This is a genomic window from Streptomyces sp. UNOC14_S4, assembly GCF_020740835.1.
Taxonomy (GTDB): Bacteria; Actinomycetota; Actinomycetes; order Streptomycetales; family Streptomycetaceae; genus Streptomyces.
The window spans coordinates 16,012-35,458 of sequence record NZ_JAINFC010000013.1 but is presented as its reverse complement, the minus strand read 5'-3'; the positions used below and the strand labels follow the sequence as shown (position 1 = coordinate 35,458).

The following is a 19,447-nucleotide window of genomic DNA, read 5'->3' as shown; positions in this document are numbered from 1 at the left end:
CGCCTCGGGGCTGGCAACACCAAGCGACCTTCAAGTTCCAAGCAGTGCTGACGTCCTGACCTGCGGAAACGCCGCTAGCAACACTGAGGCCCCTCCACGACCCACCAGAGATGGCGGATCAGAGGGGCCTTCGTCGTACCTAGGGCTGGTCAGGACGGCGCGCGCTCAGACCTCGTCAGGTGTCACGACTCCGTCGAGTACGGCCTGAAGGACCTCCGTCGCAGGGCCGTCCCCCAGCTCCTTCAGGGCTCCAGGAATGGCGTCCAGGAGCTCCTTGGGTAGCTCCATCTCGACGAGCACCTTGCCGCACCGAGCGAGCTCCTCAAACTCCGCACGCCGACGCAGCGTTTCGAGCGGCGCGAAATTCGGCAGCTGCTGAGACTGGAGGAAGCTGAGATCAGAGGTCAGCTCCACACCATGCTTGGCCTCGTAGATCCGCACGCCGCGCTCTCGGGCGAAGGCGATGAGGTCGGTCAACCGGTTGAAGTCGCGGTCGTACGTCTCTGGCTTGTACGCGATGAGGGCCTCGTAATCCCCAGATCGGATGGCTTCTTTCAAGACTTCGATGGCCGGACGCTCCGAGTTGCTCAACGTCCCGACGATCGACATTCCGTTAGCGTCAGCCCACTGCTGGCACCGGGCGATCTGGACACCTGAACTTTTACCGATCGACCACTGCTCGGGGCCACTTGCCTTGTAGTAGACGGCTACGCGTTTCTTGTCTGTCACTGGTTGTCCTCTGTCCCTTCCTCGAAGCGGTCGAGCAGGTGCTCGGTCACCTGGCGCATGATCTCCTCCACATCTTCAGCGCTGAGAGGTCCTTCCCCTAGATTCACCTCCACGTTGCGGCCATCGGGGAGGTGGATGCTGAAGGTCTCCTCCTTGGGGGTGCGGGGCCGAGTCATGATCTCCGAGGTCTCCGCGATTTGGAGTTCCTCCAAGGCGTCGAGTGCGTCAGACTGTGCGAGGAGCTGAGGCTCTTCTACAGCGTGAACTTCCACGCCGTGCTTCTTGGCAGTTTCTAGCAGCGTCTTCAGTGCGGTGGCCCGAAGGTTGTACCTCCTGGGCTCGGTCGCCACAAGCACATCGAACTGGCCGCTGGAGATGGCATTGAGTAGATCGGGGAACTGATCCTGGGTGCTCGTCGACTCGAAGGTCCTAACAACCTTCAGGCCACGCTTCGCTGCCCACTTTTCGCACATGGCGCGCTGGCTCCCTAGCGATGAGGCACCCCGGGTGTACACGGCCACACGCTTCTTCTCATTCACTCTTCAGTCTCCTTCCGTATGGCGGGCCGGATCATCCATGACCTCGCTCGTAGATGTAGGAGTCGGTCTGCTTGAGAACGGTGCCGAAGTTCTCGTGGTTGGTGCCGAGCTCCCATAGCTCCACCACGACTTCTCCATCTGCGTGGTGGACCGGATCACCCATGATCTCAACGCGGCGGCCGTCGGTGAGCCAGATGATGTCACCACAAACCAGATCGCGAGCCTTGGCCGTATCCATTGATTCGCTCACTTCACCTTCCCGTTTCAGGCTTTCAGAGCCACATGATGTCGTCACAGCGCACCAGGAAGGGGCTCTCCCTTTCGTTCTCTGGGAAGTTGGTGCACTCGGGGTCGTCACAGCACCCGTCACCACAGAAAGGGTCGCCGCATGAGACGGGCTCAGGAATGCTGTAGCTCACCCGCACGCGGGTCCGAAGGCTGATTGCTTCTTGCAGGAGAGGCAGCCAGTCACTCTGCCCCCAGAAAGCCCTGTTGGATACGTCGTCCAACATGAAGCAGATCAGCTTGTCGCTGCCATCATCCCGATCGCACTCCCACGCCTTGCTGATAGTGGACTCGTACACTTTCTCGCTTTTGTCAGCCATGGGGCGGCCTCCTCAGTCTTAGACTTTTTCTGCTCGCGCTTTCAAGAGGTCACGGATGTCTGCGAGGTGGAGTCGCTGAGTCAGTTCGTACTCGCCGCGCTGATCCTCAACAAGCCAGTACGAAGGGCGGGAGACGCTGCCTCCCCACAGGCTGGGCGAGAAGGCAGGGTAGACCCTGTAGCGGCCGTCCTTGGTTTCGTAGCCGAAGCCATTCTTGGCGCGACGTAGCGTGTGGCGGTCCGTGTGCACCGGGCTCATTCGGTGCCTCCAGGCTTGATGTCGGCGACACGAAGGGCGCGCGTTTCCCGGATCATGGCTCGCGCATGGTCTACGTGATACTGGAAGTGCTCGATGATCTCCTGCTTCGCCTCTGCAAGGGTCTTGAGGAATTCGTCGTCGTACCCTGCATCGTCCTTGTGCCGGATTGCAGGGTATGCCTGGTCGCTCCAGTCAACCCAGTAGACCTTGCGACTGCTGTTCATCCGTCCTCCTCTGACTCTTCAGCCAGGCACTCCTCGCAGTCTCCCTTCGGCTGCTCTTCGTGATCCGGGCACAACTCCCGGGAGACAACGTCGAGTTCGCCTCGCTCGATATACTAGGCGCACTCGCGGGCTGCTGTGATGGGATCGTAGAAATCCCTCTCGATGCAACCCTCATCCGTAAAAATCCCGTACTCGGACACTCTTTGATGCTCCTCTCATGCGAAAGCCCCTCTCTATCGATGGAGAGGGGCGGGGTACAGATGTATTTTTTCAGGCGAGAAGTGACTTGACCGCCTTCGTCAGAGCTGCCTGTGCTGCGCGCTTCCCTGCTTCCACGCTGGCGCACTCGACGTAGTCGGAGCTTAGCGATCCAAGAAGGAGAGAGTAGAAAGTGTCACCCTTGGACGGTGGGGTGAGGCGCGTGACGGTAGTCAGGTGCTTTCCGTCGATCGAACCGTGCCACTTCTCGCCCTTCGGAAACGTCTCGTCGAGAGTCCATTCCAGGCGCTTCACCTTGACTACTGACTTCTTCTCCAGCACCTAGCACCCTTACTCTTCGAAGACGTCCGGCTGGTAGACAGCATCCCGAAGCTTCTGAAGGATGCTTGTCGCGTCGGGGCTGCCCTGCTCGGCTTGCCCGCTCAAGAGCTCATGGAGGTAGGCGTACTCAGGGAAAGAGAGGTCGAGCCATGCTTGCTTGATCCCCATCTTCTCCGCGATGAAGCGCAGGCGGGCCGTCTCCTTGTCGCGAAGATCCCGGCTGATCATTTCGCCAGCCAGAGTGAAGCTGGTCCACTCGATTCCGGTCTTGGCCTCGTACAGGAGCACACCTGACCGGGAAGCAGCGTCGTTGACTTCACGCTGGTCCTCGTCGGACTCTCCATAGATGTTGCGCTCTGCTGCAACGAGAACGCCATGCTTCTTGGAGCGGATCAGATCCAGGAGACGCACGTGGGCTTCCGGCTCCGGAAGCTCTGAGTAAACCTTCTCGACTACGTACCCGTTGTCTTCTGCCCAGGCACGGCACGCCTTCTGCTGTGCTATGAAGGACGTCCCAGCATCCTCGGTTACGGGCAACTTGACGTAGATCGCAATGCGCTTCTTCTCGGTCACTTCTCTCCTTCCGGGAGTCGGTAGAAGGTACGGGGCTTCTGGGTCCCGTATGGCCTGATCACTGTCTCAACCGCGTTCTGGTCCCTGAGTTCCCCTAGAACCGTTTCGAGCTCTTCCGGTGTCACTCGAAATTCAGAGTCCATGAATTGCAGGGACACGACATGATTGGCGAGATCGATGTACGTCAGCCCTCGCTCTCCTGCGCCTCCCAGCAATGTCAGGACTTTTTCCTTCAGTTGATTGCCTTCGCTCATCCCTGTGCTCTCCGCTTGCGGATTTCGCGCTTGATTTTCTGCATCGCGGGGGAGCTCATGTCCCCTCCCATGTCGATACCGCGGCCGTCGTCCAGGCGGTACTTTTCCAGACGGTCCCAGACATCTCCCCAGTCGATCGGACCCTCGTTGTACCATCCTTCGACGATTCCCTGGACCATCTCCAGGATCTCGTCCGTAACGTTCTCGACTGTGACGACTTCGTAGTCCTTGTGCTCACTCATTTCAACTCCTCAACTACGGCTGGGAAGTTTTCAGTGCCTCGGACGAGCGGACAGGTCGGTCGAGATCCGACAACCCTCTTCTGAGAAAATCCCAAACTTGGGAACTTTTGATGCTCCTCTCGCGCGAAAGCCCCCTCTATCGATAGAGAGGGGTGGAGTGTGGTTGTACCTACTGGCGGATTTTCTATCCCGCAGGTAAATCTCACCAGTCGTGGAGCGGCTCGGCATCCTCACTGCCAATGCAGCGGCAGTTGGGGCTGTGCTCAGCGTCCCACTGCGAGTAGCGGGGGTAGCCGTCCTCATCCCATCCGGTGATCTGGTACACCATCAGGTGCCCGTTGGCAGCGGTCATTTCGGCTGTCTCAGGCTTGCTTTCGCTCATGGTTCCCCTCCCAGGCATACGCTTTAGATCGGACATGGCATTTGTCATAGCTCTTCGATCATCTGCTGCTTCTCGGCGTCCAGCTCCTCCAGGTCGATGGCGAAGTACTGGGCGAGCAGCTTCTTCAAGTCCTCTCCACCTGCTTCCAAGAACACGGTGGGGTCATCCATGTCTGGGTCGTCCAGGACAACTTCCCGGCAGAGCCGGAATTCTGTCTTGTCATCCATCCACGACAGGAAGCGATAGATATCCTCGGATACGCCATTCACTGCACGGAGCTTGTCGTGCTCGGGGTACTCACTCATCAGTTTCCTGCTGGCCCTTCTTCCACAGCCGGTAGTCCATGTCCGTGAGCTCGCCGGTTTCAGTGTTCACCAAGGTGACCCGGCCAGTCTCCCGCAGGTACCGGATGGCAGCAGAGTCAACTGCTTGCGGATGCTGCTCGAAGCCTCTACAGATCCCTCCTGGAAGACCTTTGCCGTACCCTTCCAGGGTTTGGTGGCACACGATGTGCCCCTGGTTTTTCTGGCAGTCTTCCAGCATCTGTTTGACGCGCCCTGGACTGAGATTCATCAGGTTCCCAGCGCGGAAGACACATGTCGTACAGCGGTCCTCTACGAGGCGCACGCGCCATGTTTCGGGGTCAGCTACAGGCGCGTGGGAGTAGTCTTTCTCATCATCCGACTCTATGTCGTCAAGATCCTGTCGTACCTTCATGGTTCCCCTCCCTCTACGCGACAGGGAGCCTGCCCATGGTGCTGAGCAGACTCCCTGCGACTGGTTGCTGCTTCTGCGCGGTCAGCCGTTGGCCTTCTCGTACGCCTCACGGATGTCGGCAGGGACACGGCCACGGTCGTTGACGCTGTAGCCGTTCTTCTTCGCCCAAGCACGGATCTTCGCGGTGTCCTGGCTGCCGCTTGCCACCCGAACCTGCTTCGGCCGTCCGCCCGCAGTGCGCCCGGTCTTGCGGGCCGACTTCACGAAGTCCGCGAGGGCCCCGCGCAGCTTGTCCGCGTTCGCTGTGGTGAGGTCGATCTCGTAGGACTTGCCGTCGAGCGCGAAGACGACGGTCTCGTCCGCCTCCTTACCATTGAGGTCATCGACGAGGAGGACTTGGACCTGCTGTGCCATGAAAAATACTCCTGTAGTGGTGGATTGACGGGAGAATAGCAGCCGACGGTCCGCTACTCGGCGGAAAAAAGAATTTCGTACCCATGGGGGTAGTACCGGCCGCACCATGGGCAAGGAAGCGAAGCCCCCCTCTCTTACAGCCCGCATCGTCAGCAGCCCAGTTGGGTGCCGGTTCTCCGAGAGGAGGGCTTACTGCTCGGTGCGCTCCAGGCTGAGGTTCTTGTCGTCGAGGGCGACAGTCAGCACGCCGGTGGAAGTGTCGGAGCGGCGCTTGCCAGGGCGATCGGACATGAAGCGCTGGGGGCGGCGTGGCGGAGCGACTTGCCGAGTGTCAACCATGATGCGCACCGCGGGCTTGCGCTCGTGCGCAGTGGCGAACACGTCCTGCACTACGCCGTGCAGCCAGAACCCATCACGAGCGCGGTAAGTGACACGCACGCCAGGCGCGTACAAGGTGCCGCCGCTGTACAGGCGCTCCAGGGGCTGCTCCTGGTCCAGGGGGACATCAGGAACGGCTGGGGCCTCCTCCGCGGGGGCGGCCTGATCCTCGGATGACTGCTCGACCAATGTCCGAGCGGTGGCCGGAGGGTAGATGGGAGCTCCTCCACTGCCGACCTCGACGTGCCCGTCTTGAAGGCCGTTGTAGATGACGGTGGAATCCTCGGAGGTCTCAGCCTTCGTAGGCGCAGGGACAGGTTCGGAGGGGCACTCATTGGCGGCCTGAACAGCACGAAGCTTGCGCAGGCGGGCACGACGATCGGGCGCAGAGCCGGTGATCTTGATGCCAAAGTGCTCGACAGTCTTGAACTGCTCGAAGATCCATCCCTCGGCAGTCAGCGAGGCAACGACAGCGGGGAGAGTGACGTCGTCTCCGACAGCAACACGGGTGTGGTCTGGCTGGTCAACGACGGACACTTTTGAGCTCTGACCCACGTCCTCGATGACTCTGGCTGCCACAAGTGCTTTGCGTACGATCATGGCCTTGGGAATCCTCGGCGGCCGTGCAGGCAGCTCCTCACGGGCGCTGACGAATACCCAGGTGCCAGACACCTCGACGGTGTAGCGAGAGGCGAGCGCTTCAGCGTAGTCCTGAGCACGGACGGCAGCTTGGGGGTCCCTGGGCATGCCCCTCGCGTCTGTGATGCCAAGCTGGGCCATGCGGTGGAAGAACTGGCCATCACCTTCATTCCAGAACACGGCGACTCGGCCGAAGCCGGAGCGGCGGACGAATGCGCCACTGCCAGCGCCACGGCTCATGGACTCGGTGTAGCGGGAGTGCTGAAAACCGGCGGCCTTGAGAAAGGCGATCACAGCGGTGACCGTGGGCGGCTTGCCCGGGACGGGCACGGGGTTCACCACGCTCGCTCCTCATTACTCAGCCACCACTCCTGGACAGCTTTTGCAGCTGCCACCCGGTCCTCGAAGTTTTCTCCGAGTGCAATTGAGATGATGTAGGCCGGGTATTTGTGGTCGCTCCGTTGCGCAGCCTCAGTAATGCAGGCGTACCAACTGCCTCCGTACTCCTGTGGGCCCTCCAGGCTGCCTCGCTGAATTCCGTCTTGGTATATGGTCCAGACCGCGCGGATCGGCCCGCTTTGGACCGCTTCCCAGTCAATTCCGATCATTTCGCCTGATGGGAAGTCTCGTCCTGTCTCCCTGTACCATCGCTTATCCACAAAGGCGATGCGAGGCGCGGACCGGAAGGCGATAGCTGATTCCGCCGGTTCCTCAATTGCTTCGAGATGCTCCATGCGGAGTTACCTTCCTGTACGCGCGCCTCAGCGGGTCGGGCCGGATGTCGTATCTGTCGAGACACTCAGCGGGCAGGACTCTTCCGGCCTCTGAACACGAGCTTGGGATGGCCGTCGGATGGGGTGATGGTCATGCAGCCGGTGTCATTGTCGAACTCAACGCAGTGACCGTAACCGTCATATGCCCATTGCCCTGCGATGTTGTGTACGTCGCCTGCCGTGTGCTTGCCGTCATGGATACGGTAGGACTCAAATCCATTTCGCTTACTGAACTCCTGGGCCTTGCGAATCATCTCATTCTGGCGAACGATCGAGTCCGTCACTGAGTCGTGGTTACTCATGTCATTCACTACAGGCCCCCTCCAGCGGCTTCGGATTTTCCTTCTCATATCTATCTCGGATGGGTTGATCGTGTGTTTGAAGGCTCTTGAGTCTAGCCTTCTTCTGGCGGAATTCCTTGAGCGAGTCGCTGAGTTTTCTCTCCTGCTCCTCCAGCCATCGGATTTCCTTTAGACGGGCATCCATTCTTTGGACAATCTCTTCGTACCGCGCCCGGGTGATGCTTGGGGGATCGGAAAGCAGCCCTTCAAGCTCGGCCCTCACGTAATAGAACTGGGCGCCTTCGCCCTTCCCCGCGTACTTCTTGCAAACCGGTTTCGGTTCCTCAGGCTGGCGGCGTCGCCAGGTGGAGAACCTGGAGCTCGTAAGGCCTGTTAGGGCCAAAACTTCTTTCGTGGGCACGAGCTCGCTCCAACGACCCTCGTACTCCGGTCGGAACCATTCGACCCTTCCAGACATTAAGGACCTCTCGCGCATTTCACGGCAATATCTCCAGTAGATCCTAGTCGGGAGTCGTACCCAAGCCGAGCCCCGGGAACGTCACCAACCTGTGTGATTGACGACGTCCCCGGGACTCAGCGGATGCTTTGAGACGGCGCGGCACCAGCGAGGCGACCACCGGCTTGGCGGAGCGAGCTACCGCTGCGAGCCGCCCTCCGGAACGAACCAGGTACCACCCACCTGAATCGTGCCGTCAGCGTTACACACGGTGGCGTGTCGACGTATGCCAATCGCTATCGCCTTGCGTACGTCGTCGGCAGTCACGCCAGTGCCCATGAGGGTCGCCGTATCCAGGACGTGCCCCCGGTACATCTCGTATGTGACGCCTTCCCGGATCTCGACGCTGTTGGTGGCGGGGCTCTGCGGCACGTAGCGGCGGTTCTCCACCACGATGGCGTGGTCTGCGGGGTCCTGGCGGAATGCGACGCGCTTGAAGCGGAGGTTGCCGACGATGCGGCGGATCTGCTCGGCGCTCACATCCTCGCGTCTGCGCTCCCCGTTCACGTACAAGGCGTGCGGAACGTCGACTACGTCTTCAGCCGCCGGTGGGACCGGGCGCAGCTCATCAACGCGGCACTGCCGCACGCCCCCCTCGCCGTGCTCACCGGCATGCACGGCACGTACCTTGTAGTGCCCGGCACACCAGTTCACCACCGTGCCCTCATACTCGTCGAGGACGTACGTGCGACGGTCCTCATGAAGGTAGAAGGTGCTCCGTACGAGGACATGGTCACCGGGGGCATAGCGCTCGTCCTCAGGTTTGATGTCCATGTCGGTCTCGGCCTTGGTGGCCGGGCGCAGCTCTACGGTGCCGCGTACGTCGCGGTAGTCGATACGGACATGCTGATTGATCCCGGTCACTTCGATCGGCTCGCCATCGACCAGGCCCTGGGACTGAGCTTGCCCCCGATGAGTCACCTGGGTCTGGGCGCGGAGGATTTCGCGCAGTGCGGCGTCCACGGTGATGCGCTCGGGTATGCCGCCATTGCGGGTGCGCATGTAGTGCGAGTGCAGGTCCAGGACGCGGTCGCGCCGGGCTATGCCCGCGGCGTTTGCGTGACTAATGGCGTGGAGCGATGTCACAACTCCGAAGGCATCCTGCGCCTCGTTCCAAAGCGCGTCGAAGCGTTCCTGAGCCACAGAGGGATCTGTGGGAGCGTCCTCGACATGCCAGATGATGTCGCTGTCCGGATCGTCCTGGCCGACTACGAAGAATGCACGCTCCGTCTTGCTGAGGTCCACCGTATATTTCGACATTCGGTCCTCCTTCAGATGTTCGGGCATGAAAAAACCGGCCCCTTAAGTTCAGGAACCGGAATGGCTTGTGGGATATGGTGGTGTTCGTCAGTTCTCTTTCCCTTGCGAGCGGGTTAGAGCCTCTTCAGATAGCCAAGGTGCTGTGTTTACGAAGTGCCGGATCACCAGCCACATGGCGCGTTCCGGAGTGGCCGCCGTCCCGAGTTCCATCCCCTTCTTGGCCCTGGCTATCCAGTGGTTATTGGACCCCTGGATCACAAAGCCGATGCAGGAGCCTGTACCAGGGCTATCCAGGTCGACAGCAAAACAATCAGCGAACGGCTTGAGGTGGAACAAGGCACTGTACTGCGGCAGCTCACTGGGGCTGATCATCAGACCTCCAAGTTCTTCCTGATCGACTAGATGTCTACTCTTCGATGATCTCGATCCAGAATGTGCGGAGTTCGCCGTTATGGTCAGGGCACACTGCCTTGAGTGCCACGGGCTCCCCGGGAACCGGCGAGACTTTCTCCAGATCGAGAATCTGCTGATATTTGTCTCCGCGGTGCCGATTCAGTCCGTTACAGATGAGATTCCTGAGTTCGAGCGGTCCCATGAATGCTCCTTGATCGTGCAGGGCCGGTTTTAGGTCCAGTGTTGTGCGCAAAAACGACTGTGCCCCCTAACCTAATTTGGAGTCAGGGGGCACAGGGCTGGCGCAGGACTAGTAACAGGCGTCTCCGCTCGGGTACTCCAGCATCACGCGACGCCCATGGCCGTACTTGTCGACCTGAATCACGGCAACGCTGCTGTCCATGTAGTGGACCTCCTCCTTGTCACGCCACTCTGGCTCAACTTCGGAGATGTAGTGCCACAGCTCTTTCACGCGCTGCTGCGCGGCGTACATCGCACGCCAGTGCTCAATGGTCCACTCGTACTTGTGGAGGGAGTAGAAGGTGGAATGCAACACCTGCCAATCAGAATCTCCAGGAAGGTGAATGAGGTGAACCTCTATCACCCGAGTCGTTCGGTATCCGCCGCCGCGCAGGAGGTGGAGTCTGATCTCTCCGCTTCGAATAGCCCAAAGAAGCATTTCGACTCCGGAGTGGAAGACTTTGTCAGTGGCTGTTTCCCTGATGGCCGACCCGTCGGGCTGACAAACTACCCACGTCTTGCCCTTCACGACATACATCCGATTCCTCCCCATGCGCAGACGTCCTGGTGCTGGTCGTCGTACCTATGCGGCATAGCCAGCGCCTTCCTCACGCTTGATCCAGAACTCCATGAGGTAGAAGGTCTCACTCACCGTTCCGTGCTCGCGCAGGCTGTGGCCGACGGTATCGTCCCTGATGTCGTCGCTGTACCGCTCGATACGCAAGGCGAGTTTGCACCAGGCACAGGAGCACTCAGCCCACAGTTCGTCGGTGCCAAAGTAGGGGCAGCGCTCGGCCCACTTGTCCATCTGGTCACCGAGTAGCGCTTCGAGTGCCAGCACGGCGGCGTCCTCGTCCTCCGCGCACTGAATGTCCTCGACCTCCGGCTCTTGGCCGATCATGTTGCAACCGACGTGGTAGTGGTGGCTCATTGCTGCATCCTCCTCAGACGGTCGTGCTCAGCCTCGTGGTGCTCGACGCCGCCGCACTGGGCGCAGTACTCGGACGGCAAACAGCTTGGCCAAGAACTGCTCCGCGGTGAGGCCGTCGCTGGCGATGGGGTTCTCTGCGCTGGTCACGCGCCCTCCGCCTCGTGGATGCCATCGCCGGACGCATCGGCATCACACAACCCCAGGGCGCGCAGATATCCGATCCCTTCGGCATACACGGAGGCATCGATCTCGCCAACGGCGTGCAGCCCAGCCAGGTAGATCACAAGCCGGTTTCCCTCTCCGAACCACTTGACTGGGAACTCAACGTTCCCAATTTCGTCGAGCCCAAGACCGAAGCTTTCAAGGCCAACCACCCTGTCACCCAAGATCGAGTTCAGCCCATCGGCGGCGTCGAGTAGAGGCTGCCGCCGCCGGTCCCGCTCCTCCATGCGGGCACGATTGGCGGCACGGACAACATCCTGCTCTGTCATGACAGCCACGTAAGCGTCACGCCACGCGCTGAACTCGGGGTGAGCTTTGAAGCCTGCAACGAAGTCGTCGACGTGGCCCAGACGTGCGATCATCTTCTGCTGCGAGCCGATGGCCACACGGATGTGTTCGTCGTAATCCTTAGGTAGCCCGACTTTGTCAGGGTCACACGATCCCCATCCTCCTAGGGGGATGTGAATGAACCTGTGTACACGGATGGTCTTGGGGGACACTGACTCAACGCGGCACACTGCGGAGTTCCGAACCTGTACAGCTTCTCGTGCAGAACCACGACCTATGATGCGCTGGCTCTCGCGTTTGTGTATGGGGTTGTACAGGACGATCAGATCCCCGGAACGCAATTGCGCGGTGTCGGTCACCTCAGTCAGCCGGTACTCAGCCGCGGGAGCATCCTCGGCACTTCGACGCTCCAACGGCACCGGCTGATCGACGTGGGGGAGCAGGCTCAGCCAAATCTCCATGCCAAGACGCCCCGCACGCTGCTCGCTGGTCTCATAGATATCAGTCAAGGTTCTCCTCCCTCTCCGGGCCCTGGGCGCAGTAATCGTCGCCCCACTCTTCGGCCCACGATTCGACTTCGTTACGCATATACTCCTCCAAGTCATGCCCGAAGTCGTCGCCAGTAGTGTTGATGCAGTGCACACATCCCTGGGCGTTGCCGCTGAGCGCGTCAATCTTCGCATCAGCCTCATTCGCGTAGATGTTGATGTACTCGCCGCCGCGCCACACTCCGAACCAGCTACCGTGGGACTCGACATGAACCTTCAGTACGAGGCCGCCAGGGAATTCCATTCAGATGTCCTCTCGTGGGTAGACAGAGTCCTTGTAGAGAATCGTGGCCACTGGGGCGAACAGACCTGCCGTGGTGATGACTTCATCCTCGGCAGGTGTGTGGTCCAGAGGGAAGGAGATCAGATCGGCGACCCAGCCATTGGGGTGGTAGAGCTTGATCAGCGGCTCACCTCTCGTCCAGCAGGCGAAGTAATGCGCCTCGGAATAGAAGAACACCAGGTCGTGGAAGTAGAAGACGATCTGCCGGTAGTTCTCGGCGTACTGAAGGTTGAGCTTCTCCGCCTCCGGATACTTGACGCCGTTCGCATCCGACTCCCAGAGCCGGTACTGTGCCCACTCGTTACGGATGAACCGGGCTTCCGCCCGGCCCTCCTCGGTAAGCCAGATTTCCCCTGAGCTGCATCGTTCGTCGTCGAGGACATCGCCCTGGACCAAGCCGCGCTCTATGAGCGCCTGGCAAGCGTCGTTCAGCCGGGTGATCGAGTCAGGGTGGCCAACGATGTCGAGGGTCCTGTGAAGATCGCAGGCCCGGGCCTTGCTGACGGCATCGAGAGCCAGCAGCACCCGCCTCTGCACCTCCACCTTGGGCGACTGCTCAAACCACTGGAACTCGGGATCACACTGGAACCCCACGAGCTTCTCCTTCTGCATGTATACGGGCATGAAGAAGCCCGACCTCCACACGCGGAGGCCGGGCTGAGAGTCGTACCTAACGCCTAGCCCATCGTTGATTCCATACGCCAGGCTGAAACGCAGCACACAAGTCGTCATGGAGGTACCGGCCGTGCTCGGAGCGGAAGTGGCTGCACTGTGCGCACTTCTGCTTTGCGTAAAAATCCGGTGCAGGCCAATAGAACCAGTCATAGATGCCCTTGGGGTCAGCCATCCTCACCAAACCATTGGGGTACTTGAGGACCTCAGCGTCGCGCTCCAGCGTCCAGACGGCCATCTGTATCACGTACGCCTGTGAGTGATGACGAGCATCCATGTCGTGTGTGACGTGGTGTTTTCCGCAGGCGGCAGTTAGATAGCCACCACGGCGGTCACATTGCTCGGGGAGCACTACTGACACCGGCTCTGCCGTCAACGGAACCGTGGTCGCACCACGCAGTCGAAGGTCCCAGGGCGGACTATCACGGCGCGTTGTTCGTGGTGCAAGCCCCAGGTGACTTTCCAGGACGTCACCGGACCGTTGTAGACGACGGCGCGTGAGATCTTGATCTGTTCGTCGATGGTCATAGGGCGCGGATGCATGGTGACCCGGACGGCTCTTTCATCGCCAGTGACCAGGAAGCCGTGCAAGCGTCCGTGCTCGGGCCTGTACCGGTCCAGGGCAGTGCTTCTCATCCCGGCATCACGCAGAGCTCTGCTGACCAGAGCGCGAGCGATCGAAGCGTTAGGGCGCCCGGCCCCGCGCCCATGCCATGGGTCAGGGTTCATAGTTCTGGAGTGGTCCCAGTCCTCTCGGACACGGGCGGTGGCGAGACGGAACGCGGTTTCCTTGCTGAGCATGGGAAAGTGCCCTTTCATATCCACGTGGATGGGCTCTGGATAACTACTCATGCCACAGCACCTGCTTGCACACAGGGCATGTCTGTCGCCTGACGAATATGTGCTGGGCGGAGTAGGGAGCTGTGCACATAGAAGCCCGGCCTCCACACGCGGAGGCCGGGCTTGAGGCCGTATCAAGCTGAGGAACGAACGGATCAGTAGTCCCTGTCCAGGTCAGGGTGCGGGCGACGTCGGGCCTGTTCGCTGGGCGTGGTCCGGGCGTCGTTGTGGTAGGTGCCCTGGTACGTGAGGTAGTACCGAAAACGGCCCATGGTGAAAGCGATCGGCCCGGTCGCGTTGATCACCAGCTCGTACGCCTCGTGCACGCTCACCCCGAAGCCGACAGGCGTCAGATCGATACCGCAGGAGCTCCTGGTCCTCCGCAGCTCACCAAGGAGGCAGTACTTCGCTGTTCTGGCTGACTGAAGGAAGTAGCGGCTGCGGAGAGCGTTCGACCCTGGGGCGGGATCCACCTCGTCCCACCCCGCAGCCAGGTCGTACACCTTGCTCACGTCCACCAACTGGGCCAGGTGCCGGTCGACGGCTTCGTTGGTCCGCTGCTGGAACATGCCATCTCCCAGACCAATCTCGCTGGCGCGCTCAAAGTACCGCGCAATGGCGGCGTCGCGCTTAGCAGTAGCCTCCTGGGAAGGCGAGTCGTAGTAGGCCGATCTCCACCAATCACCTGTCTCCGGATCGAATCCGTCCGTCATGCTGGCACCGGTGAACATGCGCCCGACCATCCAGTCTTCGCCATCGTTACCGAGGAAGACACCCTCGTAACGGCCACGCGGGAACCTGTCACGCCGTCGATCCGGAAACGGCTCGCGTCGAGCGGCTACTACCTTCCACCTACCTGCTTGCTTGATGCCTCGCATCCTGCTTCCTCTCCTGGTGGAACTGCTTATGAGTGAAAAGACCACGTCACGGGGCGCAAGGGCTGCTCCAACTCCCCATCAAGAGACCTGTAGAGGTTCAGCGGAACACCCTCAGGCACCCGGAGGTAGTGCGGAAGAACGCCGTAGGTCATCCTGCCGGTCACCCCAGCAATACCAAGGCTGTTGTAGCCATCTGGAACCAAACGGCCACCCCACACGAGAAGAGATCTCAGCCCGCGGAGCAGTGACATAGCCGCATCGCGAGGAACAGGGGAGTCGTACCCATACTGAGTCGAGAGTGTCTCCGTATAGCCGATCATGTTCACCACTACTTGGGCGACATCGGACGGCCAGTCGACCCTGGATAACTGAGACTTGACGTCATTCATTACTCGCTACCCTCCTTCTTTCTGTCCGCGATCGGTCGAATCGTCACGCTCGGATCTGGCTCACCCGCGTGTTCATCACAGCGAGCGTCGCAAGAGAAGCACTCTTCTCCGTAGCGCTTGCTGCATTCCCAATGAGTGGCCTTCCGGTTGCAGAACGGGATACATCTAATTCCGTGTGCGCTGTGATACGAGCTGTAGTGTGGCCCTACTCGGTTGATGGACATATCCAGTCCTCTCTTTGGCATTGCCCTAAGCGGGCATGAAAAAGGCCCCCGCCTATCCAGTCGGGGACCAACCAAATGCGCTCGGCACTAAGCGGACGCCCTGAAGTCGCGTCACATGTCGTACCTAGCCGGGCGCCCCGCGCCGGATTCGAACCGGTCACCATCTCCACACAGGGCTGAGCCTCATTCGTCCGGCGACAGATATATCGGGATGAGTTCGATCGTGTGCTCCCAGCCATCCGGCTTGACGATCACCACACCACCCTCGGAGCGACCAACGGTGACTGTCCCGCTCAGGCCCGGCGCCGTGTGTGAATCATCGGAGATCTTGACTCGGTCGAACGCGTAGTACTCGCGGAACGTGTCATCGGTCTCTTCGCACTCACCCGGGTACGTGCAACCGGAGCCATCGCAGTGGCCAGTGAAACAATGCCAGCTCGTGGACCTGTTGCACTCATCCTCATCGCCTGGGTAGTCATGGGTGCACCCATCGCACAGCCACACGGACATAACATCCTGGCCGCAGCACAGGCAGCGGGCAGGATCCTCAGGCCCAGACTTCTTAACGTGCTCGACGTACGCGATCAGTGCGGGCAAGTCTTCGTCACAATTCTGCCCGTACTCAGTTTCCGCGGGGCAAGTCTCGGGATCGTGATCCTCCAACACGCGCTCGCAGTCGGCCACTAGGTCCATGGAAACCTTGCCCGAGGTCGACAGTGTCGCAAAGTTGATGCCTGCCCACCCCGGCGACTGCCAGTTGGACGCGATGGTCTGCGCGCACTGATCGGAGATGACCGGCCCTCCATCGAGCCAGGACAGAACCTCCTCAGCTACCTGATCAGCCGACTGGTGCGAAACGCGGGCGCCAAAGTCCATGTACAGCGTGGCCATCAGAAGCTCTCCTTGTGTAGTTGGTCGAATGGCATGGATGGGGGATTCACAAACTGACGACGCGGCACTCCGCTGCTCGCGGCTGCCCACACGCCTCGCACTCGTCCACCTCGGTATCCCACTGGTCGTAGGCATGGGGAACGGAGCCCAGCACGTCCTTGATCATGTCCTGATCGACGTCTTCCGCCCTGATCACATCGTGGCGCTCACGCAGCTGCTGCCGGACGGGGTCCACCAGGTCGTCGTCCACCTGCGATCGGATGTAGTCATTCAGCTCTTCTGTCTCCATGCGGGACAGCCGCTCATCGTCAAGCACGGGGTAGTCGCTGAGAGCGTCGATGAACTGCTGAATATCGCGGAGTGCGAGCGCGTCATCCTTGCGGACGTAGATGCGTTCAGACCAGCCCCATCCCCAGTGACCGAAGCGCATCTCCTGGACGGTGTCCGAGAACTTCGACAGACTCTCGGTCACGACTTTCCAGTTGCACTCCTCAAGCAGTCCAGAATCTCGGGTGTGAGAAAACGGAGTGGCAAGCCACAAGGGAGACGCGTCACGGCCTTCTTCCGTCGTGAAAAGGTCGTCGGCATACACCTGCTGGGTGTAATCTTCCAGCTCCACAACGATCGGCAGAACTTCTCGAATTCGCTTGATGCGGCGTGCTCGCGCGCCCATAGCTATCCCTCCCTGGAACGGAATCGGGCCAGGCACATGTCGTACCCAGACAGGCGCCCCGCGCCGGATTCGAACCGGTCACCATCTCCACACGGGGCTGAGGGCTCAGATTCTTCGGTTGTTCATTCGCCGTAGCACTCCTCGACAGGAATCCCCTCTTCGTTAGCGTGCTTGATGCAACCCTCAGCGGCTTCCACGAAGAACGCCAAGGCTTTGCGCGCCCCTGCGGCATCAGTCGCGGCATACGCGTAATCCGGATGCTGGATGGGAACCAGCATCTTTTCCGGCCCGAACAAAGCGAACATCTTGTTGTCGATACGGAGTAGCGAACCTGCCTTACGCTTACGGCTTGGAATCTCCCGGTACTCCGTACCAACGATTCCCTTGATGGTGCGAACCCGGATCGTGGTCCCGTCTGAGAGCGTGTGGGTGCTGGCGCCCTTGCGCATTCCGGCTCCTTCGAGTGGCCTGGTTGTGTCAGGACTGCTACTCGGCGGCAGCAAGGAATTCCAGTACCGCTATCGCCGTGAGCCCGATGAGACGGGCTTCAGGGGTCTTCTCGGTCATCCAACCGCCTCCGGCCATGAACTCGGAGAAGGCATGATTAGAGTTCCAACTACCGTACTTTCGTTGGATCTCCCACGCCACGCCAGCCGCCTTTTCTGCCAGGTCGCCCCCGAAGGAATAGATAGCGGCCTCATCCAACTTGACCGCGGCAGGATGTGAGCGGACAAATTCCCGAGCCGCCTTACGGGCGCCTTCCAAGTCAAAGAGCAGCTCAGCGCCACATAGAGCACAGGTCACGTCAGAGAGCTTCGACTCGTGTTCTGGCTTGGCTTCGATCACCGACAGATGGCAGGCGGTCTTGTCGCCTGACCAGGTGCCGTGGGTCTCACCCGGAGTAGCTTCACTCCAACAGGTCTGAAAGTTTGGGTTGCTCACTTTCCCCTCCCAATTTGAGCTGCCATCCGTCAGCCTTCTGCTAACAGATGAGAGCCACGCACCAGACTTCAACTGACCTGATGCATGACCCTCTACTGATTCAGCTTCTAGGCATGAAAAAGGGCGCGGACCCCGTTGGCCCACGCCCAGCTTGGCTCTTGCGTGTCTGTCGTACCTAGCGGCAGGACTTGCAGTACTTGCACGGATCAACGATCTTGAACCCATCCTCCGCCAGAATCATGGCCGACCAGCCGTCGGCAACTTTGGAATCGTCCCCCTGGTGCAGGGCTTCCGTTGCGGCCTGCCAGAGCTGGAAGCCCTCCGGGTCTACGTTCTGCCACTTCGCGAGCAGCCCATCCCGAATAGCCCTGTGCGCTTCGCGTTCCTCTCCGCCAAGACAGCCTTGGAGTGCACGGTCCCATACGGATAAGCCCAATACTTTGCCCCCTCCTCGCTGGCGTACAAGTGGTACCGAAGATTCATTGCAATTGTCTGCGAGGTCATGCGCATTTCTGATGCCTCCTACTCTGCGGTGAACTGAAAGGTGAAGCTGAAAAGGATGCGCGCCTTGTTTTCCTCATCGAGCCAATGCAGCGTCGTACCTTCGATTCGAGACAGCGGCGCCTTGGGCCAAGCGATCCATATGGGCTTCTCCTGGCCACCGATGCAGGTCTTGATACCCCTGCTCTGTACCTGGTCCACGGTCCGCGGGCCTGACAGATGTGGATACAGATAGTTCACTACGTCGACACGCTGACCAGACTTCACGCACCGCTTCAGCGCAGCCAGACTCAACGCCATTAAATAGCCCCTTTCTGCTCAACCCCGGATTTCGAGGGAGCGAGCACCTGCCTCCGCCCACGACAGCGGTGCCGGACTCATCCGGTGACAGGCTCACTGCGCAACTCAGCGGCGATTACCCCGGCGATTACTGAGCGGCACCAAGCTGTTTCGACAAACGATCCCTCCCCGCATCCAGCCATCGGACCTGACGCCCGCATGGCTCGATTTGGAGGGCAGATGCGCAAACACCTGCCCGACCATTTGATCTAGCAGCTCAAACCGTCCTGGCAGCCACAGCGCCACTGACCTTTCCCGTAAACAGCCACTCGGCTTTCGACGTAGCGACCGGTCTTCCGAGCTTTCGCCGCCCATCTCGGGCAGTCCCCGAGCCAGGTGAAACCGTCCTTGTCCGTAAAAGCGAAGACCATGCGACGCTTCATCGTTCCCCTCCCGTATCCAGCCGACGGACCCTGTTGCCCGTGCGACTCGACTTGGGGGACGGACAGCCACAAGGGCCGCCCGTCCGGCCTCTGCTAGTTGGTGGCGTGGCCGTTAAGCTCAGCCAGGACCATCAGGCACTCAGTGAACGTTTTCAAGTTTCGGTATGCCGCAACGCATGAGCCGTCGCAGAAGACGACATTGCCGATTGTGCCGTCAAGGGACTCGTGCCCTTCGCACCCTTCCCCCGTCATTTCGACGATCTTCTGGCGGAGCTGGTCCACGCTGGCAGGAAGATATGTGCAGATCATGAGGTCCAGGGCTCCAGCCCTCGTCTGATAGTCGCCGTGACCAGTGATTGTGATGCTGATGCGGTCGTCCACGGACATGTCGTACCCTCTCACCTCTGTGATGGATCGGACTGCGTGCCCGGCCGCGGATTCGAACCGCTACACTCCAAAAATCACGGGCCGGACGAAAATCATTT

34 protein-coding genes are annotated in these 19,447 nt (G+C 60.2%); all 34 read right to left on the bottom strand.

Annotated elements, in window-relative coordinates; translation table 11 throughout:
• Window positions 1–165 precede the first annotated feature (165 nt).
• Window positions 166–729: a recombinase family protein gene (locus K6I34_RS02620; RefSeq protein WP_229322358.1), complete on the bottom strand. Its 564-nt coding sequence runs from the start codon at window positions 727–729 to the stop codon at window positions 166–168.
• Window positions 726–1,268: a recombinase family protein gene (locus tag K6I34_RS02615; protein ID WP_229322357.1), complete on the bottom strand. Its 543-nt coding sequence runs from the start codon at window positions 1,266–1,268 to the stop codon at window positions 726–728. The genes K6I34_RS02620 and K6I34_RS02615 overlap by 4 nt, the downstream gene beginning before the upstream one ends.
• Window positions 1,269–1,299: 31 nt before the next feature.
• Window positions 1,300–1,506 carry a hypothetical protein gene (locus tag K6I34_RS02610; RefSeq protein WP_229322356.1) on the bottom strand — a complete coding sequence of 69 codons (207 nt, stop codon included), beginning with the start codon at window positions 1,504–1,506 and terminating at the stop codon, window positions 1,300–1,302.
• A 34-nt stretch (window positions 1,507–1,540) separates the two neighbouring features.
• A complete protein-coding gene (locus K6I34_RS02605) occupies window positions 1,541–1,873 on the bottom strand; it encodes a hypothetical protein (protein WP_229322355.1) in 333 nt (110 codons plus the stop codon).
• 254 nt (window positions 1,874–2,127) lie between these two features.
• Window positions 2,128–2,355, bottom strand: a complete 228-nt coding sequence (locus tag K6I34_RS02600) for a hypothetical protein (protein ID WP_229322354.1) — start codon at window positions 2,353–2,355, stop codon at window positions 2,128–2,130.
• Between the two features lie 270 nt (window positions 2,356–2,625).
• Window positions 2,626–2,895, bottom strand: coding sequence for a hypothetical protein (locus K6I34_RS02595; protein ID WP_229322353.1), 270 nt, complete (start codon window positions 2,893–2,895; stop codon window positions 2,626–2,628).
• Window positions 2,896–2,904: 9 nt separating this feature from the next.
• Window positions 2,905–3,468: a recombinase family protein gene (locus K6I34_RS02590; protein ID WP_229322352.1), complete on the bottom strand. Its 564-nt coding sequence runs from the start codon at window positions 3,466–3,468 to the stop codon at window positions 2,905–2,907.
• Complete coding sequence (locus K6I34_RS02585) at window positions 3,465–3,722, bottom strand: hypothetical protein (RefSeq protein WP_229322351.1); 258 nt, start codon at window positions 3,720–3,722, stop codon at window positions 3,465–3,467. The genes K6I34_RS02590 and K6I34_RS02585 overlap by 4 nt, the downstream gene beginning before the upstream one ends.
• Entirely contained in the window at window positions 3,719–3,964 is a 246-nt protein-coding gene (locus K6I34_RS02580) for a hypothetical protein (RefSeq protein ID WP_229322350.1), read from the bottom strand. The genes K6I34_RS02585 and K6I34_RS02580 overlap by 4 nt, the downstream gene beginning before the upstream one ends.
• A gap of 202 nt (window positions 3,965–4,166) precedes the next feature.
• Window positions 4,167–4,346 (bottom strand): hypothetical protein, encoded by a 180-nt coding sequence (locus K6I34_RS02575; protein WP_229322349.1) that lies wholly within the window; start codon window positions 4,344–4,346, stop codon window positions 4,167–4,169.
• 44 nt (window positions 4,347–4,390) lie between these two features.
• On the bottom strand, window positions 4,391–4,651 hold the full coding sequence (locus tag K6I34_RS02570) for a hypothetical protein (RefSeq protein WP_229322348.1): 261 nt from the start codon (window positions 4,649–4,651) through the stop codon (window positions 4,391–4,393).
• Complete coding sequence (locus K6I34_RS02565; RefSeq protein WP_229322347.1) at window positions 4,644–5,063, bottom strand: hypothetical protein; 420 nt, start codon at window positions 5,061–5,063, stop codon at window positions 4,644–4,646. The genes K6I34_RS02570 and K6I34_RS02565 overlap by 8 nt, the downstream gene beginning before the upstream one ends.
• Before the next feature lie 81 nt (window positions 5,064–5,144).
• Entirely contained in the window at window positions 5,145–5,477 is a 333-nt protein-coding gene (locus K6I34_RS02560; RefSeq protein WP_229322346.1) for an Lsr2 family protein, read from the bottom strand.
• Window positions 5,478–5,666: 189 nt separating this feature from the next.
• The gene (locus K6I34_RS02555; RefSeq protein WP_229322345.1) at window positions 5,667–6,836 is read right to left on the bottom strand and encodes a hypothetical protein; all 1,170 of its coding nucleotides are present in this window, start codon (window positions 6,834–6,836) and stop codon (window positions 5,667–5,669) included.
• The gene (locus K6I34_RS02550; RefSeq protein WP_229322344.1) at window positions 6,830–7,228 is read right to left on the bottom strand and encodes a hypothetical protein; all 399 of its coding nucleotides are present in this window, start codon (window positions 7,226–7,228) and stop codon (window positions 6,830–6,832) included. The genes K6I34_RS02555 and K6I34_RS02550 overlap by 7 nt, the downstream gene beginning before the upstream one ends.
• 65 nt (window positions 7,229–7,293) lie before the next feature.
• Window positions 7,294–7,551: a hypothetical protein gene (locus tag K6I34_RS02545; protein WP_229322343.1), complete on the bottom strand. Its 258-nt coding sequence runs from the start codon at window positions 7,549–7,551 to the stop codon at window positions 7,294–7,296.
• Between the two features lie 19 nt (window positions 7,552–7,570).
• Window positions 7,571–8,044 (bottom strand): hypothetical protein, encoded by a 474-nt coding sequence (locus tag K6I34_RS02540; protein WP_229322342.1) that lies wholly within the window; start codon window positions 8,042–8,044, stop codon window positions 7,571–7,573.
• 159 nt (window positions 8,045–8,203) lie between these two features.
• Complete coding sequence (locus tag K6I34_RS02535) at window positions 8,204–9,352, bottom strand: hypothetical protein (protein WP_229322341.1); 1,149 nt, start codon at window positions 9,350–9,352, stop codon at window positions 8,204–8,206.
• 60 nt (window positions 9,353–9,412) lie between these two features.
• Window positions 9,413–9,697 carry a hypothetical protein gene (locus K6I34_RS02530; protein WP_229322340.1) on the bottom strand — a complete coding sequence of 95 codons (285 nt, stop codon included), beginning with the start codon at window positions 9,695–9,697 and terminating at the stop codon, window positions 9,413–9,415.
• A gap of 34 nt (window positions 9,698–9,731) precedes the next feature.
• Window positions 9,732–9,920 carry a hypothetical protein gene (locus tag K6I34_RS02525; protein WP_229322339.1) on the bottom strand — a complete coding sequence of 63 codons (189 nt, stop codon included), beginning with the start codon at window positions 9,918–9,920 and terminating at the stop codon, window positions 9,732–9,734.
• A gap of 108 nt (window positions 9,921–10,028) precedes the next feature.
• Window positions 10,029–10,496, bottom strand: coding sequence for a hypothetical protein (locus K6I34_RS02520; protein ID WP_229322338.1), 468 nt, complete (start codon window positions 10,494–10,496; stop codon window positions 10,029–10,031).
• A 45-nt stretch (window positions 10,497–10,541) separates the two neighbouring features.
• Window positions 10,542–10,889 carry a hypothetical protein gene (locus K6I34_RS02515; RefSeq protein ID WP_229322337.1) on the bottom strand — a complete coding sequence of 116 codons (348 nt, stop codon included), beginning with the start codon at window positions 10,887–10,889 and terminating at the stop codon, window positions 10,542–10,544.
• Between the two features lie 143 nt (window positions 10,890–11,032).
• Complete coding sequence (locus K6I34_RS02510) at window positions 11,033–11,908, bottom strand: hypothetical protein (protein WP_229322336.1); 876 nt, start codon at window positions 11,906–11,908, stop codon at window positions 11,033–11,035.
• The gene (locus K6I34_RS02505; protein WP_229322335.1) at window positions 11,901–12,191 is read right to left on the bottom strand and encodes a hypothetical protein; all 291 of its coding nucleotides are present in this window, start codon (window positions 12,189–12,191) and stop codon (window positions 11,901–11,903) included. The genes K6I34_RS02510 and K6I34_RS02505 overlap by 8 nt, the downstream gene beginning before the upstream one ends.
• On the bottom strand, window positions 12,192–12,842 hold the full coding sequence (locus K6I34_RS02500) for a hypothetical protein (protein ID WP_229322334.1): 651 nt from the start codon (window positions 12,840–12,842) through the stop codon (window positions 12,192–12,194). It lies immediately after the preceding gene.
• 432 nt (window positions 12,843–13,274) lie between these two features.
• Complete coding sequence (locus tag K6I34_RS02495; RefSeq protein WP_229322333.1) at window positions 13,275–13,430, bottom strand: hypothetical protein; 156 nt, start codon at window positions 13,428–13,430, stop codon at window positions 13,275–13,277.
• A 467-nt stretch (window positions 13,431–13,897) separates the two neighbouring features.
• Window positions 13,898–14,311: a hypothetical protein gene (locus K6I34_RS02490; protein WP_229322332.1), complete on the bottom strand. Its 414-nt coding sequence runs from the start codon at window positions 14,309–14,311 to the stop codon at window positions 13,898–13,900.
• A 335-nt stretch (window positions 14,312–14,646) separates the two neighbouring features.
• Window positions 14,647–15,009, bottom strand: a complete 363-nt coding sequence (locus tag K6I34_RS02485) for a hypothetical protein (RefSeq protein WP_229322331.1) — start codon at window positions 15,007–15,009, stop codon at window positions 14,647–14,649.
• A 407-nt stretch (window positions 15,010–15,416) separates the two neighbouring features.
• The gene (locus K6I34_RS02480) at window positions 15,417–16,124 is read right to left on the bottom strand and encodes a hypothetical protein (RefSeq protein WP_229322330.1); all 708 of its coding nucleotides are present in this window, start codon (window positions 16,122–16,124) and stop codon (window positions 15,417–15,419) included.
• A gap of 46 nt (window positions 16,125–16,170) precedes the next feature.
• A complete protein-coding gene (locus K6I34_RS02475; RefSeq protein ID WP_229322329.1) occupies window positions 16,171–16,797 on the bottom strand; it encodes a hypothetical protein in 627 nt (208 codons plus the stop codon).
• A gap of 122 nt (window positions 16,798–16,919) precedes the next feature.
• The gene (locus K6I34_RS02470; RefSeq protein WP_229322328.1) at window positions 16,920–17,246 is read right to left on the bottom strand and encodes a hypothetical protein; all 327 of its coding nucleotides are present in this window, start codon (window positions 17,244–17,246) and stop codon (window positions 16,920–16,922) included.
• A 37-nt stretch (window positions 17,247–17,283) separates the two neighbouring features.
• Window positions 17,284–17,739 (bottom strand): hypothetical protein, encoded by a 456-nt coding sequence (locus K6I34_RS02465; RefSeq protein ID WP_229322327.1) that lies wholly within the window; start codon window positions 17,737–17,739, stop codon window positions 17,284–17,286.
• A gap of 522 nt (window positions 17,740–18,261) precedes the next feature.
• Window positions 18,262–18,540, bottom strand: a complete 279-nt coding sequence (locus tag K6I34_RS02460) for a hypothetical protein (RefSeq protein WP_229322326.1) — start codon at window positions 18,538–18,540, stop codon at window positions 18,262–18,264.
• A 515-nt stretch (window positions 18,541–19,055) separates the two neighbouring features.
• Window positions 19,056–19,343 carry a hypothetical protein gene (locus K6I34_RS02455; RefSeq protein ID WP_229322325.1) on the bottom strand — a complete coding sequence of 96 codons (288 nt, stop codon included), beginning with the start codon at window positions 19,341–19,343 and terminating at the stop codon, window positions 19,056–19,058.
• Window positions 19,344–19,447: the final 104 nt, after the last annotated feature.

Bases quoted from the DNA above. Each gene is read 5' to 3' on its own strand.
- K6I34_RS02575 (WP_229322349.1), bottom strand. From the start codon at position 4,346: ATGAGCGAAAGCAAGCCTGAGACAGCCGAAATGACCGCTGCCAACGGG.
- K6I34_RS02460 (WP_229322326.1), bottom strand. From the start codon at position 18,540: ATGGCGTTGAGTCTGGCTGCGCTGAAGCGGTGCGTGAAGTCTGGTCAG.
- K6I34_RS02530 (WP_229322340.1), bottom strand. From the start codon at position 9,697: ATGATCAGCCCCAGTGAGCTGCCGCAGTACAGTGCCTTGTTCCACCTC.
- K6I34_RS02535 (WP_229322341.1), bottom strand. From the start codon at position 9,352: ATGCCCGAACATCTGAAGGAGGACCGAATGTCGAAATATACGGTGGAC.
- K6I34_RS02600 (WP_229322354.1), bottom strand. From the start codon at position 2,355: ATGAACAGCAGTCGCAAGGTCTACTGGGTTGACTGGAGCGACCAGGCA.
- K6I34_RS02485 (WP_229322331.1), bottom strand. From the start codon at position 15,009: ATGAATGACGTCAAGTCTCAGTTATCCAGGGTCGACTGGCCGTCCGAT.
- K6I34_RS02610 (WP_229322356.1), bottom strand. From the start codon at position 1,506: ATGGATACGGCCAAGGCTCGCGATCTGGTTTGTGGTGACATCATCTGG.
- K6I34_RS02585 (WP_229322351.1), bottom strand. From the start codon at position 3,722: ATGAGCGAAGGCAATCAACTGAAGGAAAAAGTCCTGACATTGCTGGGA.
- K6I34_RS02550 (WP_229322344.1), bottom strand. From the start codon at position 7,228: ATGGAGCATCTCGAAGCAATTGAGGAACCGGCGGAATCAGCTATCGCC.
- K6I34_RS02580 (WP_229322350.1), bottom strand. From the start codon at position 3,964: ATGAGTGAGCACAAGGACTACGAAGTCGTCACAGTCGAGAACGTTACG.
- K6I34_RS02500 (WP_229322334.1), bottom strand. From the start codon at position 12,842: ATGCAGAAGGAGAAGCTCGTGGGGTTCCAGTGTGATCCCGAGTTCCAG.
- K6I34_RS02520 (WP_229322338.1), bottom strand. From the start codon at position 10,496: ATGTATGTCGTGAAGGGCAAGACGTGGGTAGTTTGTCAGCCCGACGGG.
- K6I34_RS02475 (WP_229322329.1), bottom strand. From the start codon at position 16,797: ATGGGCGCGCGAGCACGCCGCATCAAGCGAATTCGAGAAGTTCTGCCG.
- K6I34_RS02560 (WP_229322346.1), bottom strand. From the start codon at position 5,477: ATGGCACAGCAGGTCCAAGTCCTCCTCGTCGATGACCTCAATGGTAAG.
- K6I34_RS02480 (WP_229322330.1), bottom strand. From the start codon at position 16,124: ATGGCCACGCTGTACATGGACTTTGGCGCCCGCGTTTCGCACCAGTCG.
- K6I34_RS02525 (WP_229322339.1), bottom strand. From the start codon at position 9,920: ATGGGACCGCTCGAACTCAGGAATCTCATCTGTAACGGACTGAATCGG.
- K6I34_RS02565 (WP_229322347.1), bottom strand. From the start codon at position 5,063: ATGAAGGTACGACAGGATCTTGACGACATAGAGTCGGATGATGAGAAA.
- K6I34_RS02515 (WP_229322337.1), bottom strand. From the start codon at position 10,889: ATGAGCCACCACTACCACGTCGGTTGCAACATGATCGGCCAAGAGCCG.
- K6I34_RS02470 (WP_229322328.1), bottom strand. From the start codon at position 17,246: ATGCGCAAGGGCGCCAGCACCCACACGCTCTCAGACGGGACCACGATC.
- K6I34_RS02540 (WP_229322342.1), bottom strand. From the start codon at position 8,044: ATGCGCGAGAGGTCCTTAATGTCTGGAAGGGTCGAATGGTTCCGACCG.
- K6I34_RS02490 (WP_229322332.1), bottom strand. From the start codon at position 14,311: ATGTTCCAGCAGCGGACCAACGAAGCCGTCGACCGGCACCTGGCCCAG.
- K6I34_RS02495 (WP_229322333.1), bottom strand. From the start codon at position 13,430: ATGACCATCGACGAACAGATCAAGATCTCACGCGCCGTCGTCTACAAC.
- K6I34_RS02505 (WP_229322335.1), bottom strand. From the start codon at position 12,191: ATGGAATTCCCTGGCGGCCTCGTACTGAAGGTTCATGTCGAGTCCCAC.
- K6I34_RS02605 (WP_229322355.1), bottom strand. From the start codon at position 1,873: ATGGCTGACAAAAGCGAGAAAGTGTACGAGTCCACTATCAGCAAGGCG.
- K6I34_RS02570 (WP_229322348.1), bottom strand. From the start codon at position 4,651: ATGAGTGAGTACCCCGAGCACGACAAGCTCCGTGCAGTGAATGGCGTA.